Annotated in this window: 15 protein-coding genes; 9 read left to right on the top strand and 6 right to left on the bottom strand. The window is 73.3% G+C overall.

The window, feature by feature from the left end; genetic code table 11:
* Positions 1 to 9: 9 nt before the first annotated feature.
* Entirely contained in the window at positions 10 to 2,250 is a 2,241-nt protein-coding gene (locus tag ABZ990_RS23415) for an MFS transporter (RefSeq protein ID WP_361234783.1), read from the bottom strand.
* Between the two features lie 167 nt (positions 2,251 to 2,417).
* Here ABZ990_RS23415 and ABZ990_RS23410 point away from each other — a divergent pair, with 167 nt between their 5' ends.
* Complete coding sequence (locus tag ABZ990_RS23410; RefSeq protein WP_361234780.1) at positions 2,418 to 3,710, top strand: peptidoglycan-binding domain-containing protein; 1,293 nt, start codon at positions 2,418 to 2,420, stop codon at positions 3,708 to 3,710.
* A 228-nt stretch (positions 3,711 to 3,938) separates the two neighbouring features.
* A complete protein-coding gene (locus ABZ990_RS23405; RefSeq protein ID WP_361234777.1) occupies positions 3,939 to 4,610 on the top strand; it encodes an HAD-IA family hydrolase in 672 nt (223 codons plus the stop codon).
* Positions 4,611 to 4,865: 255 nt separating this feature from the next.
* Here ABZ990_RS23405 and ABZ990_RS23400 read toward each other — a convergent pair whose 3' ends face one another.
* Positions 4,866 to 5,930: a 5-methyltetrahydropteroyltriglutamate--homocysteine methyltransferase gene (locus ABZ990_RS23400; protein WP_361234774.1), complete on the bottom strand. Its 1,065-nt coding sequence runs from the start codon at positions 5,928 to 5,930 to the stop codon at positions 4,866 to 4,868.
* Positions 5,931 to 6,152: 222 nt separating this feature from the next.
* Between ABZ990_RS23400 and ABZ990_RS23395 the strand changes: the two genes are divergently transcribed.
* The 4 genes from ABZ990_RS23395 (at position 6,153) to ABZ990_RS23380 (ending at position 10,271) form a co-directional block, all read left to right on the top strand.
* Positions 6,153 to 6,794 (top strand): CatB-related O-acetyltransferase, encoded by a 642-nt coding sequence (locus ABZ990_RS23395; protein ID WP_361234771.1) that lies wholly within the window; start codon positions 6,153 to 6,155, stop codon positions 6,792 to 6,794.
* A 179-nt stretch (positions 6,795 to 6,973) separates the two neighbouring features.
* The gene (locus ABZ990_RS23390) at positions 6,974 to 8,170 is read left to right on the top strand and encodes a macrolide family glycosyltransferase (RefSeq protein ID WP_361234768.1); all 1,197 of its coding nucleotides are present in this window, start codon (positions 6,974 to 6,976) and stop codon (positions 8,168 to 8,170) included.
* A gap of 465 nt (positions 8,171 to 8,635) precedes the next feature.
* Positions 8,636 to 9,286: an HNH endonuclease family protein gene (locus ABZ990_RS23385; protein WP_361234765.1), complete on the top strand. Its 651-nt coding sequence runs from the start codon at positions 8,636 to 8,638 to the stop codon at positions 9,284 to 9,286.
* A gap of 175 nt (positions 9,287 to 9,461) precedes the next feature.
* Positions 9,462 to 10,271: a VTT domain-containing protein gene (locus ABZ990_RS23380; RefSeq protein WP_361234863.1), complete on the top strand. Its 810-nt coding sequence runs from the start codon at positions 9,462 to 9,464 to the stop codon at positions 10,269 to 10,271.
* Between the two features lie 85 nt (positions 10,272 to 10,356).
* Here the strand turns inward: ABZ990_RS23380 and ABZ990_RS23375 are convergent, their stop codons facing one another.
* Both ABZ990_RS23375 and ABZ990_RS23370 read right to left on the bottom strand, forming a co-directional pair.
* Entirely contained in the window at positions 10,357 to 10,614 is a 258-nt protein-coding gene (locus ABZ990_RS23375) for a DUF2277 domain-containing protein (protein ID WP_361234762.1), read from the bottom strand.
* 54 nt (positions 10,615 to 10,668) lie between these two features.
* Positions 10,669 to 10,893 carry a hypothetical protein gene (locus ABZ990_RS23370; protein WP_361234759.1) on the bottom strand — a complete coding sequence of 75 codons (225 nt, stop codon included), beginning with the start codon at positions 10,891 to 10,893 and terminating at the stop codon, positions 10,669 to 10,671.
* Between the two features lie 191 nt (positions 10,894 to 11,084).
* On the opposite strand from ABZ990_RS23370, the gene ABZ990_RS23365 reads away from it, so the two are divergent.
* Positions 11,085 to 11,849, top strand: a complete 765-nt coding sequence (locus tag ABZ990_RS23365) for a GntR family transcriptional regulator (protein ID WP_361234756.1) — start codon at positions 11,085 to 11,087, stop codon at positions 11,847 to 11,849.
* 127 nt (positions 11,850 to 11,976) lie between these two features.
* On the opposite strand, the gene ABZ990_RS23360 is transcribed toward ABZ990_RS23365, so the two are convergent.
* Complete coding sequence (locus ABZ990_RS23360) at positions 11,977 to 12,636, bottom strand: DUF4231 domain-containing protein (protein ID WP_361234753.1); 660 nt, start codon at positions 12,634 to 12,636, stop codon at positions 11,977 to 11,979.
* A gap of 95 nt (positions 12,637 to 12,731) precedes the next feature.
* Between ABZ990_RS23360 and ABZ990_RS23355 the strand changes: the two genes are divergently transcribed.
* Entirely contained in the window at positions 12,732 to 13,331 is a 600-nt protein-coding gene (locus ABZ990_RS23355) for a hypothetical protein (protein WP_361234750.1), read from the top strand.
* Positions 13,332 to 13,356: 25 nt separating this feature from the next.
* Here ABZ990_RS23355 and ABZ990_RS23350 read toward each other — a convergent pair whose 3' ends face one another.
* Complete coding sequence (locus tag ABZ990_RS23350) at positions 13,357 to 13,668, bottom strand: hypothetical protein (RefSeq protein ID WP_361234747.1); 312 nt, start codon at positions 13,666 to 13,668, stop codon at positions 13,357 to 13,359.
* A 40-nt stretch (positions 13,669 to 13,708) separates the two neighbouring features.
* Here ABZ990_RS23350 and ABZ990_RS23345 point away from each other — a divergent pair, with 40 nt between their 5' ends.
* The gene (locus ABZ990_RS23345) at positions 13,709 to 14,029 is read left to right on the top strand and encodes a hypothetical protein (protein ID WP_361234744.1); all 321 of its coding nucleotides are present in this window, start codon (positions 13,709 to 13,711) and stop codon (positions 14,027 to 14,029) included.
* The last annotated feature ends 289 nt before the right edge of the window (positions 14,030 to 14,318 follow it).

Genomic DNA, 14,318 nt, shown 5'->3' with positions numbered 1-14,318 from the left:
GCCCTCCCCCTAACCGCGAGACGGCCCGTCGTCACCCGGTTCCGGCGGGCCGGACGGCGGCCGCCCCTCCAACGGCCCCTTGCGCGCCTTCCCCGTCTTCCCCTCCTGCGTACCGTCCGTGTGGAAGCCGTTCGAGCCGCTCAGCTCCTCGGTGAGCACTTCCACCAGCCGTACCAGGTCCGTCGGCCGGTCCGGCCCCCACCAGTCGCCGAGCAGTTCGGCCAGCGACTCCTCGCGCGCCCGCCCCAGCCGCAGCGCCGTCTCGGCCCCCCGCTCGGTGAGCACCAGCCCCTCGCCCCCGCGCGCCACCAGCCGCCGTTCCTCCAGCTGGCCGGCGGCCTCGGTGATCGTCCCCAGGGGTACGGGGACGGTCTCGGCGAGCCGGCCGGGTTCGACGGTGCCCTGGTGGCGGACCCGCAGCAGCAGCCAGCTCGCGGCCGGCAGCAGGTCGAGCCCGGCGCGGGCGGTGATCTTCTCGTACACCTTGCGGCGGCCCGCACGGGAGCCGAGCACCGACAGCGCGCGGGCGCACTCCTCGTACGAGGAACGCTCGACGGGTCCGGTGCCGAGGGTCTCGCCGGCGTCGGGCGCGGTGACCGAGCCGCGCAGCCGGTCCTCCTTCAGGAACCAGGCGACGAGGAACGCGACCAGCACGACCGGCGCCGCGTACAGGAAGACGTCGGTGATGGACGTGGCGTACGCGTGCAGGACCACGGGCCGCAGCGGGGGCGGCAGCGCGACGACGGCGCGCGGATCGGCGGCGAGGGTCGCGGGCCCGATGCCGGACGGGAGCGGGATGCCGGCGAGGGCGGCGGCCAGGTTGCCGGTGAGGCGGTTGGTGAAGACGGTGCCGAAGACGGCGACACCGAAGGCGGCGCCGACGGAACGGAAGAAGGTGGCTCCGGAGGTGGCGACGCCGAGGTCCTCGTAGGAGACGGAGTTCTGCACGATGAGGACGAGGACCTGCATGACGAGGCCGAGCCCGGCGCCGAAGACGAAGAAGTAGAGGCTCATCACGTAGTTCGGGGTGAACTCCGTCATCCGGTGGAGCAGCAGCAGTCCGATGGCCGTGACGGCGGTGCCGGCGATCGGGAAGACCTTCCAGCGGCCGGTGCGGGAGACGATCTGCCCGGAGAGCGTGGACGTACACAGCAGTCCCACGACCATCGGCAGCATGTGCACGCCGGACATGGTGGGGGTCACCCGGTGCACGACCTGGAGGAAGGTCGGCAGGTACGTCATCGCGCCGAACATCGCGAAGCCGATGACGAAGCTGATGAGCGAGGCGAGGGTGAAGGTCCGGATCCGGAAGAGCTTGAGGGGCAGGACGGGTTCGGCGGCGCGCCGCTCCACGAACACGAACCAGACGAGGAGCACCGCGCCGAGCACCACCAGGCCGATGATCTGCGGCGAGGCCCAGGCCCAGGTGTTGCCGCCGAGGGAGGCGACCAGGACCAGGCTGGTGGCGATCGAGGCGATGAGGAAGGTGCCGAGGTAGTCGATGGTGTGGCGGGTGGTGCCGACCCGGATGTGCAGGACGGTGGCGATGACGAAGAGGGCGACGATGCCGATGGGGAGATTGATGTAGAAGACCCAGCGCCAGGACAGATGCTGGGTGAACAGGCCGCCGAGCAGCGGGCCGAGGACACTGCTGGCGCCGAAGACGGCACCGAAGAGGCCCTGGTAGCGGCCGCGTTCACGCGGGGTGACGAGGTCGCCGACGATCGCCTGGGACAGCACGATGAGCCCGCCGCCGCCGAGGCCCTGGAGCGCGCGGAAGCCGATCAGCTGCGGCATGTCGCGGGCGATGCCGCAGAGCGCCGAGCCGATGAGGAAGAGGACGATGGCGCCCTGGAAGAGCCGCTTGCGGCCGTACTGGTCGCCGAGTTTGCCCCACAGGGGGGTGGCGGCGGTGGAGGCGAGCAGGTAGGCGGTGACCACCCAGGACAGATGCTCCATGCCGCCGAGTTCGCTGACGATGGTCGGCAGGGCGGTGGAGACGATGGTCTGGTCGAGGGCCGCGAGGAGCAGGCCCATGAGCAGCGCGCCGATCGCGACGACGACGGTGCGGTGGCTCTGGCCCTCGCCGGGGGCCGCCGCCGGGGCGTTCCCCGTTCGGCCGTCCGGGCCGTCCGGCGGGCCCTCCGTCTTCTTGCCCGGCCTCCTTGGTGACCTCCTGGGTGACCCCCTGGGCGACCCCCTCGGTGCGGGGCCTTCGCCGGGGTCCGGCGCGGGTACGTCCTGGGCCATGGGCTCTCCGCTCTCCCTCCGGTGGTCCCGTCCGGTCCGTGCCCTCCATCCTGATGCGTTTGTCCTGTTACGGCCTGCGGAGGATCGCGCGGGGGTACGGGTGTTCGCCCGGGGGACAGAAGCGGGCTGCATAATCGCTCGCAGCTATCTGGGGAGGGGATCCAACGATGTCCGGACACGTCTGTCCCGAGTGCGGGGCACACCGGCCCGGCTGCGCTTGCGATCGCGCGCGGGCGCAGGCCGCCGAACGGGCCGCGGAGCAGGAGGCGGCCCAGGTCGCGGCCCGGGCGGCGGAGGACTTCGAGCCGCTGCGGATCCGGCCGTACGTGACGCTGGGCGCGACGGACGCGGAGACGGCGATGAGGCCGGCGGGCCCACTGCCGCCGGAGGTTCCGATGCCGGGGGCGGGGGCGGGCGCGGGGGTGGTGGGCGCGGGGGCTGCGGACCAGGGTCCGGACGCGATGCCGGAGTACGGGTACGGCTACGGGCCTGGGCCTGAGTCCGGGTACGGGCATGGGAGCGCGTACGGGGATACGTACGGGAGCGAGGCGACGTACGGCGGCGGTGGGGCGTACGAGACCGGTGTGCCGGGCGTGGCAGGGGGTGCGTACGAGACCGGTGCCGGGAGCGGAATCGGCGCGGGTGTCGGGGCCGCCGGGGTCGCTCCGTACGACGACGAGCCCACGCACACCCTCGGGTATGCCCCGGGGGCGGCGGGCACGACGGGCGCGGGGCGGCGCGGCGGCCGGCGGCGGAGCCCGAACGGCCGGAAGAACGGGGACGGCCGGAACCGGGGCCGGGGGGTCCTGATCGCCGGGGTCGTCGCGGCCGGGGTCGTCGGGACCACGTTGCTGGCTTCCGCGCTGGTCGGCGGCGGGGATCCGGGCCCGGACGACCGGGCCGCCGTGCCCATGGTCACCCCGAGCGGCTTCGGGAACGACGCCGTCTCCGAGGCGCCGACCGATCCGGCCTCCCCCTCCCCCTCGGCGTCCGACTCGGCCTCCGCGGCCCCGGACCGGACCCCGGCGTCCGTCTCGCCGTCCCCCGGGACGACCTCCGCCTCCGACTCCACCGGCTCCACCGGCTCCTCGGCCTCGACCTCCGCCTCCAGCACCCCGGCCGCGCCCTCCGGCGGCGGAGGCGCGCCGGCCACTCCGACGGCTCCGGCGACGCACCCGGCGCACCCGGGCCGCCCGGTCCCGACGGCGACCGCGACCACCGCGCCGGTGGTGACGCTGTCCCCGGGATCGTCCGGCCCGGAGGTGGTGGAGCTCCAGGGGCGGCTGCGGCAGATCGGGCTGTACGCCGGGCCCGCGAACGGCTCGTACACCCGGCGGGTCGAACGCGGGGTCGCGGCGTTCCAGGCGACCAGGGGCCTCACCGGCGACCCCCGGGGCGTGTACGGGCCGAGCACGCGCGCGGCGCTGGAGGCGGAGTCCCGGGGCGGCCAGAACCAATAGGAGATCAGCAGAGGGGAGAGCCCGCCACGGACCAGGCTGGCTTCGACCGAACCCACCCGACCGGCCCCCTGTCCATCCCCCGGTCCGGGATGTGGAAAGGGGCTGGCGGGCTCCCGGCCAGGTTTTGTATCGTTGACGAACAAAGTGGTTCCGCCCGTATACCCTGACCGGCGGGCGGGGCCGCTTCGTACTTTTTCTCCCATCTCCGACCCCACCAGGAGATCCCGCATGACCGCCACCACCCCGGCGTCCCTCACCGCCCGCGCCCTGCTGCTCGACATGGACGGCACGCTCGTCGACTCCGACGCCGTCGTCGAACGCTGCTGGCGGCGCTGGGCCGAACGCCAGGGGCTCGTCCCCGACGAGGTCATGACGGTGGTCCACGGGCGCCAGGGATACGCGACGATGGCCGCGCTGCTGCCGGACCGCCCCATGGAGCAGAACTACGCCGACAACCGCGTCATGCTCGCCGAGGAGACCGCCGACCTCGACGGGGTCGTGCCGGTGCCGGGCGCGCCCGCGTTCCTGGCGGCGCTCGCGCCGCTGCCGCACGCCCTCGTGACCTCGGCCGATCTGAAGCTCGCCACCGCCCGGATGGGCGCCGCGGGTCTTCCGCTGCCCGACGTCCGGATCACCGCCGAGAGCGTGGGCGCGAGCAAGCCGGACCCGGAGGGCTTCCTGAAGGGCGCGGCCGAGCTGGGCTTCGCGCCGGAGGACTGCGTCGTGTTCGAGGACTCCGAGGCGGGCATCCAGGCGGGCCGCGCGGCCGGCATGCGAGTCGTGGGCGTGGGCCCGCGGGCCCACGCCTTCGGCCCGGACATCCATGTGCCGGACCTGGCGGGCATCCGGATCGAGCCGGCCGAGGACGGCTCGATCACACTGCGGTTCGACGCCGCGTAACGGACACCACGGCACCGTCATACACGGCACCGTCATACGGGGGGCCTCCCGCGAGGACGCCGGGCGACCCGCGCCCCGTAACCCCGCCTCCGCCGCCACCCCCGCCTGACAGGCCCCATACGACAGAGGACCGCCCCGCCGTGAAGGCGGGGCGGTCTGTTCATGTGGTCCGTTCAGATCCGTTCAGGTCCGTTCACGCGGTGCGGCGTGCGGAGCGCACGACTCGCGAATCACGCCGCTTCGGGGTCGTACGGTCTACAGCCCCAGGTCCCGGGCGGCGCGTTCCGTGCCGCGCAGCCGGGCGTCGATCTTGGCGAAGGCCGTCTCACGCGAGAGCGCGGTGTCGTCCGCGTACATCGCGAACCCGGCGTCGTCGCAGGTCCCGAGCCGGTCGACGGGCAGATGGCGGGCCGCGGCCAGCACCCGGTCCCGTACCTCGTCGGCGGTCTCGACCCGCGGGTCCAGCGGGTCGGTCACCCCCACGAAGACATGGGCGTCGGGCCGCAGCGTGCCGGCCACGACGCCGAGCACCCGGTCGGGATCGGTCTCGCTGGCCATCTGGAGGAAGAAACTTCCCGCGGCGAGCTGGAACAGCCGGGGCAGCAGCTCGGCGTAGTCGACGTCCAGGCTGTGCGTGGAACCCTGGTCGGCGCCCGGGTGGGTGTGCACGCCGATCCGGGCCCGCTCCTCCTCGGTGAACCGTTCCAGGACCCGGTTGTTCAGCGCGACGAGGTCGTCGAGCAGGCCGCCCGAGGGATCCAGCTTCAGTGCCAGCCGGGCCTCGCCGAAGTCGAGCTGGACCCGGTGCGCGCCCGCGTCGAGGCAGCCCCGGATCTCGGCCTCGGACTCGGCGAGCAGGTCGTCCAGGAAGGTCTCGCGCGGGTAGGCGGCGAGCCCGTCGGCGGGGTAGAGCAGGCTCAGGCCGGAGGGGGCGGCCACGGTCGCCTTGACGGGGAGTTCGGTGTGCTGCCGGGCGGTACGGAGATAGGAGTCGGCGCGCACCCCGTACCGGAAGGGTCCGGCGCTCAGCCGGGGCAGGGTCCGGCTGTGGCCGTCGGCGTAGGGGACGACCACCCCGTCCGGGGCGAGGCCCTTGAACCCGTCGAGGGGGTAGGTGACGGCCGACGGTTTGGCCTGGTCGCCGTCGACGAGGACGGGACTGCCCAGTTTCTCGAGCCTGTCCAGGGTGTCGGCGACGGCCTGCGCCTGGACCTCGGCCAGCTCCTGGTCGTTGATCCGGCCGTTGGCGTGCTGGATGCGTGCGTGGTGCAGGGCAGCCGAGCGTGGAAGGCTGCCGATCGGCTCGGTGGGAATGCTCATGGTCGGCACCCTAGGAACGCGGTCGGGCCGGTGGGGTACGGACCGGGCGACGTTCACCCGTTCGGCGCGCGGGCAAATGGGGGTGCCGTCGGGGCGCGGGACCGCGATCATGGCGGAGGGCCGTACACGCGTCCGATCCACTCGACCCGCGCAGCCGCCCCGATCAGTCCCCCAGCCCCCGCCAGACCTCCAGACCGCCGCCGCCGACGAGGGAGCCTCCGCATGCCGGTGCCCGCCGATCCGACCGTCCTGCATCCGATGCCCGGCCAGCCCCGGGTGGTGCTGCTGAAACCACTGGTGACGTCGCCACTGATCGAGGTCGGGGAGTACTCGTACTACGACGACCCGGACGACCCCACGGCGTTCGAGACGCGCAACGTGCTCTACCACTACGGGCCGGAGAGGCTGGTCATCGGGAAGTTCTGCGCGCTGGGCACGGGCGTGCGCTTCCTCATGAACGGCGCCAACCACCGGATGGACGGCCCCTCGACCTTCCCGTTCCCCACCATGGGCGGCTCCTGGGCGGACCACTTCGACCTGCTGACCGGGCTCCCGAACCGGGGGGACACCATCGTCGGCAACGACGTCTGGTTCGGCCACGGCACGACCGTGCTGCCGGGCGTACGGATCGGGCACGGCGCGATCATCGGCTCGGGCTCGGTGGTGACCCGGGACGTGCCCGACTACGGCATCGTCGGCGGCAATCCGGCCCGGCTGATCCGGACGCGTTACGAGGAGAAGGACGTGGCCCGGCTGCTGGCGGTCGCGTGGTGGGACTGGCCGGCCGAGCACATCACCGCACATGTCCGGACGATCATGTCGGGAAGCATCGGTGAACTGGAGGCCGCCGCCCCGAAGGGGTGACCGGAGCCCGGACCGGCGTCCTGGCCCGCGCCCTGACCGGCGCGCGGACCGGAGCCCGGAGAAGTCGCCACTGAAGAGTCACCGCCGAGGAGCCGCCCTCGCATCACACCGTCGCCGAAGACAGCACGGCACCTTCGAAGAAGACGAAGTCCCCGTCGAACCGGAAGAGTTGATGCCTCATGTCCCGCCCCCGCACCCACACCCGCACCCGCACCCGGGCCCATATCGCGATGGTCGGCGTTCCCCTCGTCAGCCATATGCTGCCCAGCCTCGCGGTGATCCGTGAACTGGTGGCCCGCGGCCATCGGGTGACGTACGCCGACGATCCGGCGGTGGCCCATCTGATCGAGCCCACCGGGGCCGAACTGGTGCCCTTCGCCTCGACGTTGCCGTTCGTCGACAACGTCTGGCCCGACTCCCCGATCGCCGCGATGGAGCTGTTCCTCGACGACGCCGTCCAGGCGCTGCCGCAGTTGCGCGCGTTCTACGACGACGATCCGGCGGACCTGTATCTGTACGACATCGGCGCCTACGCGGCGCGCGCCCTCGCCGAGGCGCAGGGCCGGCCCGCGCTCCAGCTGTCCCCGACGTTCGTGGGGTGGGACGGATACGCCGAGGAGGTCGCGGCGCAGCTGTGGACGCTGCCCGGCGCCGACGCGTACCGGGCCAAGTTCGCCTCGTGGCTGGCTGGTTGTGGAGCGACCACGCTGGACGCGGACGCGTTCCCCGGGCCTCCGGGGCGGGCGCTCGCGCTGATCACCCGGGCGATGCAGCCGCATTCCGACCGGGTGGACGGTGACACGGTGACCTTCACCGGCCCGTGCTTCGAACCTCCGGCGAAGGACGAGTGGGTCCGGCCGGCGGAGGCGGAGAACGTCCTTCTCGTCTCGCTGGGTTCGGCGTTCACACACCGGCCGGAGTTCTACCGGCAGTGCCTGGCCGCCTTCGGCGACCTGCCCGGCTGGCATGTCGTCCTCCAGATCGGCAAGCACACCGACCCGGCGGAACTCGGCACCATCCCGGCGAATGCCGAGGTGCATCCCTGGGTCCCGCAGCGAGCGATCCTGGAACAGGCGGACGCCTTCGTCACCCACGCCGGCATGGGCGGCTGCGGCGAGGCGCTGCTGGCCGGGGTGCCGATGATCGCGGTGCCGCAGGCGACCGACCAGTTCATGAACGCCGACCGGCTGGTGGAGCTGGGCGTGGCCCGCCGGATCGACACCGAGGACGCCACCGCCGAGAACCTGCGGGCGGCACTGCGTGAGCTGACCGAGGACCCGGAGGTGGCCGGCCGGTCGGCACGGCTGCGGGCCGACGCGCGGGCGGAGGGCGGCACGGCACGGGCGGCCGACGTGATCGAGGACATGCTGGCCTGACGGCCCGGCTCGCGCGCCCTCCCCGCACCCGCTCCGCACCCCGAGGGCGCGCGCCTCCCGTCGCGCCGGGCGGACATCTCCGTCACCACGCAGAGGCATCCCCGACCACCCGCGACGCACGGGCACCTTCCGTCACCACGCACGGACATCCGTCGCCTCCGTGCACGGACATCCCCGAGAACATCCCCCGCCTCCACGCACGAGCATCTCCCGCCCCGCGCGCGGGCACCTTCCGTAACCAGGGGTGGGAGCACGGCACTTGGACGAGCCGCCCCTTTCACCCCTCCTCGCCCCTCTATGCCCCCACCGGAATGTTGGCGTCAGCACGCCAACCCACCTGACACCCCTTGATGTGACGTGCACATGTCGTCACTCTGTAACCTGACGCACCCCTCCAGGAAACCGTGCGTCGGCACGATGGCCGGGCCCTCCGGCTCACCGGCCCCCCACATCAAGGGAGTTCGTATGTCCGCCCCCACTGTCTACGCGCGTCGTTTCGCCGTTCTCGCCGCGTCGGCCGCCCTGACCGTGACCGGTCTCCTCGCCACCGCGCCCGCCGCGCAGGCCTCCCCGCCCACCCCGGTCACCGCCGCCACCGCGCGCACCTACCTCGCCTCCCTGACGGTGCAGGCAGAAGGTTCCTCCACCGGTTACAGCCGTTCTCTCTTCCCCCACTGGATCACCCAGTCCGGCACCTGCAACACCCGCGAGACGGTCCTCAAGCGGGACGGCGTGAACGTCACCACCGACGCCAACTGCGCCGCCACCAGCGGCAGCTGGTACTCCGAGTACGACGGCGCCACCTGGACCGCCGCCTCCGACCTCGACATCGACCACGTCGTGCCGCTCGCCGAGGCGTGGCGCTCGGGCGCCAGCGCCTGGACCACCGCGCAGCGTCAGGCCTTCGCCAACGACCTGACCCGCCCCCAGCTCATCGCCGTCACCGACAACGTCAACCAGGCCAAGGGCGACAAGGACCCGGCCAAGTGGATGCCGTCGCGCGCCGCGTACCAGTGCACGTACGCCCGTATGTGGGTGCAGGTGAAGTACTACTACAACCTCACCCTCGACTCGGCGGAGAAGAGCGCCCTCCAGACGACCCTGAACGGCTGCTGAGCCGGCCGACCCAGCCGGCCCGGCTTCTCGACCCCGGCGGGCCGGGCCGACCCGGCCCCGCCTCCCGCACCGTGATCCGGCCCGACGCGCGGGGTTGCGACCCGGCGGGCCCGCGGCGCGCGGGCGCCGCGTAGGCTCTCGCAGCGTGAACGTGCTCGACGGCACGGGGTGGTCACTGGCGTCGCTGACCGCGAGCCCGTGGATCTACGCGGTGGTGTCGGCGTCCATCCTGCTCGACGTGTTCCTGCCGGTCCTGCCGAGCGGGATCCTCGTCGTGACCGCCGCCACGGCCACGGCCTCGGTCGCGGCCGGCGTCTCGGCCGCCGGGGCCGCGGGTGCCGTCGCGGGCGGGGCCTCGGGGGCCGCCGGGGCGACGGCGCCGTACGTACCGGGCCTGCTCCCGCTGTTCCTGTGCGCGGCGGCGGCCTCGTTCCTCGGCGATCTCGCCGCGTACCGGCTGGCCCGGCACGGCGAGGGCCGGATCGCCCGCGCCGTCACCCGCTCGCGCCGGCTGACCGCGGCGCGCGAACGCCTCGGCGAGACCCTCGTCCAGGGCGGCGGCCCGCTCGTCGTCCTCGCCCGCTTCGCACCGGCCGGACGCTCGGTCGTCGCCCTCGGCGCGGGCGCGACCGGGCGCCGGGCCCGCGACTTCCTGCCCTGGTCGGCCCTGGCGGCCGCGGCCTGGGCGGGGTACGGCGTGGCGCTCGGCCGGCTCGGCGGCCACTGGCTCGGCGCGACGTGGCTGGGCGCCTGCGTCCCGGTCCTGGCGCTGTTCCTGGCGGGCTCGCTCGCGGCCCTCACCCTCCGGCGTACGACCCCGGCGCGGGCCACCGTCACGACCGCCGCCGCCACCGCCACGGCCGCTGCGGCCCAGGGGTCCGGTCAGGGGCCCGCTCAGGAGCCCGCCCAGGGGTCCGCCCAGGTGGTCATTCCTCCCCAGGTCCAGACGTCCCCGGAGCGAACGCCCGCGACTCCGGCGGCCTGACGGGGCGCGCGCCGCGAGTGGAGCCCGCTCCGTGCGGGCCTCGCATCCCGTACGCGCCGCGCCTTTTCCGTACCCCTTACCTTCCTTACGCCCCGTGCGCCTCCTGCGAACCGTGCGGGTCGTGCACGGCGCGCGTGCCCCGTACCTCCAGACCGGCGAGCAGGCGGGCGGTGGCCTCCGCCACCTCCTCGACGGCGCGGTCGAACACCTCGCGGTTGTGCGCGGCGGGGGCGCGGAAGCCGGAGACCTTGCGGACGTACTGGAGCGCGGCCGCGTGGATGTCGTCCCCGGTGGCCTCATGGGGCAGCACGGGCGGACGGAGGGTCTTGATGCTTCGGCACATGCTTCCAGTGTGCCGCGCCCCACCGACAGCGTCAGGGCTGTCCGGCCGGCGGCGTCAGGTCCCCCAGCCCCGTCTGCTGCGGGCGTTGATCTCGGCCGCGCGGGCGCGCAGCTCCCGCAGGGGTGTCGCGGGCTGTACGTCGGCGGGTTCGGCGTACCACTCCAGTCCGCCGCGCACCGGCCGGATGACGAAGCGGCCGGCGACGCTGTCGACGTAGAAGCCGACCCTTCCGGTGGCCGTGTCCCGCACGAGGTCACCGGCCTCGGGCTGTGCCTGCACCTATCCCTCCCGTCCCTTTCGGAGATCAGATGGATACCACTCAGACAAGCTCCGGCGCTGCCCCCTGTCAACGCGTCTCTAGAGATGTCCCCCGATGGACGGACCCCGGGCCCGGGGCTGCGCACAGGTGTCCACGAGCCCCGGGAAACGGGCCTTAGGGTGTGCGGCAGACCGAAGGGAGTGGTCCCCTCATGCCCGACCGAGGCAGCGACCGGCGGCCCAAGTACCAGCGCATCGCGGACGAGTTGAGAACCGCGATGGAATCGGGCGACTACGCGCCCGGCGACCGGCTGCCGGGCGAGAACGACCTGATGGCCGGCTACGGCGTCGCCCGGATGACCGCCCGGCAGGCCCTGTCCGTGCTGCGGGCCGAAGGTCTGGCCGAGGCCCGCAAGGGTGTCGGGGTGTTCGTCCGGGCCTTCCGCCCGCTGCGCCGCCGGGGCATCACCCGGCTGGCGCGCGACCGGTGGGGCAGCGGCCACTCGGTCTGGTCGGCCGACCTCGGCGACCGTACGCTCGTGGTGGACCGGGTGGAGGTGGCCGCGACGGCCCCGGCGGGACCACGGGTGGCCCGCGCCCTGGGCCTGGACTCCCCCGACGCGGCGGTCTGCGTCCGCCGCCGGCGCTTCGTACTCGATGGCAAGCCGGTGCTGCTCGCCGTCTCGTACCTGCCGGCCCCGCTCGCCGAGGGCACCGCGATCACGCAACAGGACACCGGCCCCGGCGGCACCTACGCCCGGCTGACCGAACGGGGCCACCGGCCGGCCCGCTTCCGCGAGGAGATCCGCTGCCGGATGCCGACCCCGGCCGAGACGGCCGGACTGTCGCTGGAGTCGGGCACACCGGTGATCCTGATCTGCCGAACGGCGGTGACGGAGACGGGAGTCGCGGTCGAGTTCAACGAGATGACGCTGGACTCGTCGGCGTACGTCCTGGAGTACGACTTCGACGCCTGACCGTCTGGGGCCTGGAGCCCGAGTCCGGCGTCCGGCGTCCGGCAGGTGCGGGACCCGGCGTCCGGGACCCGGCAGGCGTGGGAGCCCCGAAACCCCGCAACCCCGGGCCCGGAGCTCCGGGTTCCCCTCAGGCGCCGGCGGCGGAGCCCGTGGCGACCGGCGGGGACGCGGGGGCGGCCTCGCCGGTGGAGGCGGGAGCGGGAGCGGGTACCGGCACGGGCGCGGGCGCCGGTACGGGGGCGGGTGCCGGAGCGGACGGGCTCGCGGCGTCGTCGCGCTGCGCGGGCAGCCCGTACTGCTGCAACTCGGCGTTGACCTGCCCGCCCAGGGTCATCACGTTCAGCGTCGCCGAGTTCTCGCTGGCGATCGCCTTCTCCACACGCGCGACCAGCGTCGTGAACGCCTCCCGCCCGGAGAGCTTGTGGTACGGCCCGACGCGCGCGGCGAAGTAGACCCGCTCGTGGCCGAGGAGTTGCTCGGTGGAGCGGTAGTTCTTCCACTGCTCGCGGTAGCGGTAGACGCTCTCCAGCGACACCGACGCGACCACGACCACGCTCAGGACGGTGGCCGTCACCCGAGCGAACCCCATGTTCAGATTCACGAGCACGGGCACGAGCGCGGCCCCGACCACCGACACGGTCCGCATCCGCAGATGCATCGCCTTCATCTTGGTGGCCTTGCGGTCGTACCACGCCTGATACTGCCCGAGCCGCTCGTCTATGTACGCCTTCGGCGTCATCTCCCCACTGCGCGGCGGCACTTCCGGCCCATCCCCCATGTCGTCCATGCGGGGGAGTATGCCACCCTGCTCCCCCGGCCCCACCAGGCCACTGCCCGCATTCCCCAACCCGCCCCAGAGGCTTGGCACTTCGAAAGGGAACCATGGAACGCGAGAGCTTCACCGACCGTCTGCCCGTGGGCGAGCGACTGCCGCTGCCCGAGGATTCCCTGGCGGGCTGGGCCACGTTCCCCTTCGAGGGCGAGCTGCGGGTCAGACCGCTCCAGCCGCCCGTCCTCCCGGAACCGGACCGGGCGGGCGAGTCCGGCCCGGCCGACTGCCCGACCTGCCGCAGGCCGGTCACCGAGTCGCTGTGGGCGGACGAGAACTGGCGCCTCGACGCCCCCGGCACCGAATCCCGACTGCCGGCCACGGTGCTGCTCCAGCCGCGCGCCCACCACGACCTGACGGATCTGCCCCCGGCCCTGGCCGCCGAACTCGGCCCGCTCCTCCAGCGCGTCGAACGCGCCCTGCTCACCCTCGACGACGTGGCCCGCGTCCACATCAACCGCTGGGGCGACGGCGCCGCCCATCTCCACTTCTGGTTCTTCGCCCGCCCCGCCGGCCTGCTCCGGCTGCGCGGCACGTTCCTCCCGGTCTGGGAAGAACTCCTCCCACCGATCCCCCCGGCCGCCCGCACCCGCGCCCACCACCACCTCGCCACCGCCCTCGCCCGAACCGGCGGCACCGCCTACGCGCCCTGACGACCCGGCCCCGGCGGGCGCGCGTTCACTCCTCGTCGTCACGCTCCAGAACGAGTCCGACGGACCCTTCCCGGAGCCCGACGCCCGCCTCCAGGTGAAGATGCGCCCCGTCGAACACCCCGTCCCCGGCCAGGACGAGCAGATGCCCCGCCAGTGTCCGCAGGCCGGCGGCGTTCGCCTCGATGACGATCTCGCCCCCGAGGTCGCGCACTTTGATGCGTGCACCCACGTCCCAGTCGAAGACGAGCGGCCCGCCACCCTCACCCACAGCGACGACACGGGTGCTCTCAACCGGAACGCGTACCGCGCCGGGTATGTCGGCTTCGTCGAAACTCATGGCCGTCATCATGCCTCTCCCCGCGCGCTACTCTGCGGCCGTGGCGAAGAGACGCAGCCGGAGAAACCGGCAGGACACCCAGGGCACCCAGGGCACCCCGTCGAGCATCGCCCTCTACCGCACCCCGGCGCAGTGGCGATTCAGCCTCCACCTCTCCTCCCCGGCCGGCATCGTGTGCGGCGCCCTCGACCACCCGTCGGCCGACAGCACCCCGGACGAGGCCCAGACGGCCGCACTCGCCAAGGCCGAACTGTTCGCCGACCACCCCCTGGCGATCGCATGGCAGCCGGACGAGCAACCGGACTGGTGGGCGGGCACCATCACCCCGGCCACCCCGACAGTCACTACCCCTGGACCATGAGCAGCGGCCACCCGGCTCCGCCGCACATCGTCCGGGCAGGGGCCCCGAGGCCGGCCGCACACCGCTGGAATCTGGTCGCATCGCCTATGGAATCGGCCTGCCGGAAGGATCCTGCCCTCGCAGCCGGCCGTCCCGGAGGACGATTTCCCCGTCCGTTCCAATCGACAGGGAGGGCATGTGGGATACCAGGTCACGTGCGGATCAAAGCGGACCGCGACAGGGAAGCCCTGCAAGAATCCGGCCATGATCGGTTACTCCCGGTGCCAGTTGCACCGGGGAGACTGGACAC

The sequence above is a fragment of the Streptomyces sp. NPDC046203 genome, from assembly GCF_040646255.1.
Lineage (GTDB): Bacteria > Actinomycetota > Actinomycetes > Streptomycetales > Streptomycetaceae > Streptomyces.
The sequence above is the reverse complement of the archived record's forward strand: the minus strand, read 5'-3'. Positions and strand labels throughout refer to the sequence as shown.

What these genes read in the sequence shown, in the direction of transcription:
- ABZ990_RS23415 (WP_361234783.1), bottom strand. Translation starts at nt 2,250, where the DNA reads ATGGCCCAGGACGTACCCGCGCCGGACCCCGGCGAAGGCCCCGCACCG.
- ABZ990_RS23410 (WP_361234780.1), top strand. Translation starts at nt 2,418, where the DNA reads ATGTCCGGACACGTCTGTCCCGAGTGCGGGGCACACCGGCCCGGCTGC.
- ABZ990_RS23405 (WP_361234777.1), top strand. Translation starts at nt 3,939, where the DNA reads ATGACCGCCACCACCCCGGCGTCCCTCACCGCCCGCGCCCTGCTGCTC.
- ABZ990_RS23400 (WP_361234774.1), bottom strand. Translation starts at nt 5,930, where the DNA reads ATGAGCATTCCCACCGAGCCGATCGGCAGCCTTCCACGCTCGGCTGCC.
- ABZ990_RS23395 (WP_361234771.1), top strand. Translation starts at nt 6,153, where the DNA reads ATGCCGGTGCCCGCCGATCCGACCGTCCTGCATCCGATGCCCGGCCAG.
- ABZ990_RS23390 (WP_361234768.1), top strand. Translation starts at nt 6,974, where the DNA reads ATGTCCCGCCCCCGCACCCACACCCGCACCCGCACCCGGGCCCATATC.
- ABZ990_RS23385 (WP_361234765.1), top strand. Translation starts at nt 8,636, where the DNA reads ATGTCCGCCCCCACTGTCTACGCGCGTCGTTTCGCCGTTCTCGCCGCG.
- ABZ990_RS23375 (WP_361234762.1), bottom strand. Translation starts at nt 10,614, where the DNA reads ATGTGCCGAAGCATCAAGACCCTCCGTCCGCCCGTGCTGCCCCATGAG.
- ABZ990_RS23365 (WP_361234756.1), top strand. Translation starts at nt 11,085, where the DNA reads ATGCCCGACCGAGGCAGCGACCGGCGGCCCAAGTACCAGCGCATCGCG.
- ABZ990_RS23360 (WP_361234753.1), bottom strand. Translation starts at nt 12,636, where the DNA reads ATGGACGACATGGGGGATGGGCCGGAAGTGCCGCCGCGCAGTGGGGAG.
- ABZ990_RS23355 (WP_361234750.1), top strand. Translation starts at nt 12,732, where the DNA reads ATGGAACGCGAGAGCTTCACCGACCGTCTGCCCGTGGGCGAGCGACTG.
- ABZ990_RS23350 (WP_361234747.1), bottom strand. Translation starts at nt 13,668, where the DNA reads ATGAGTTTCGACGAAGCCGACATACCCGGCGCGGTACGCGTTCCGGTT.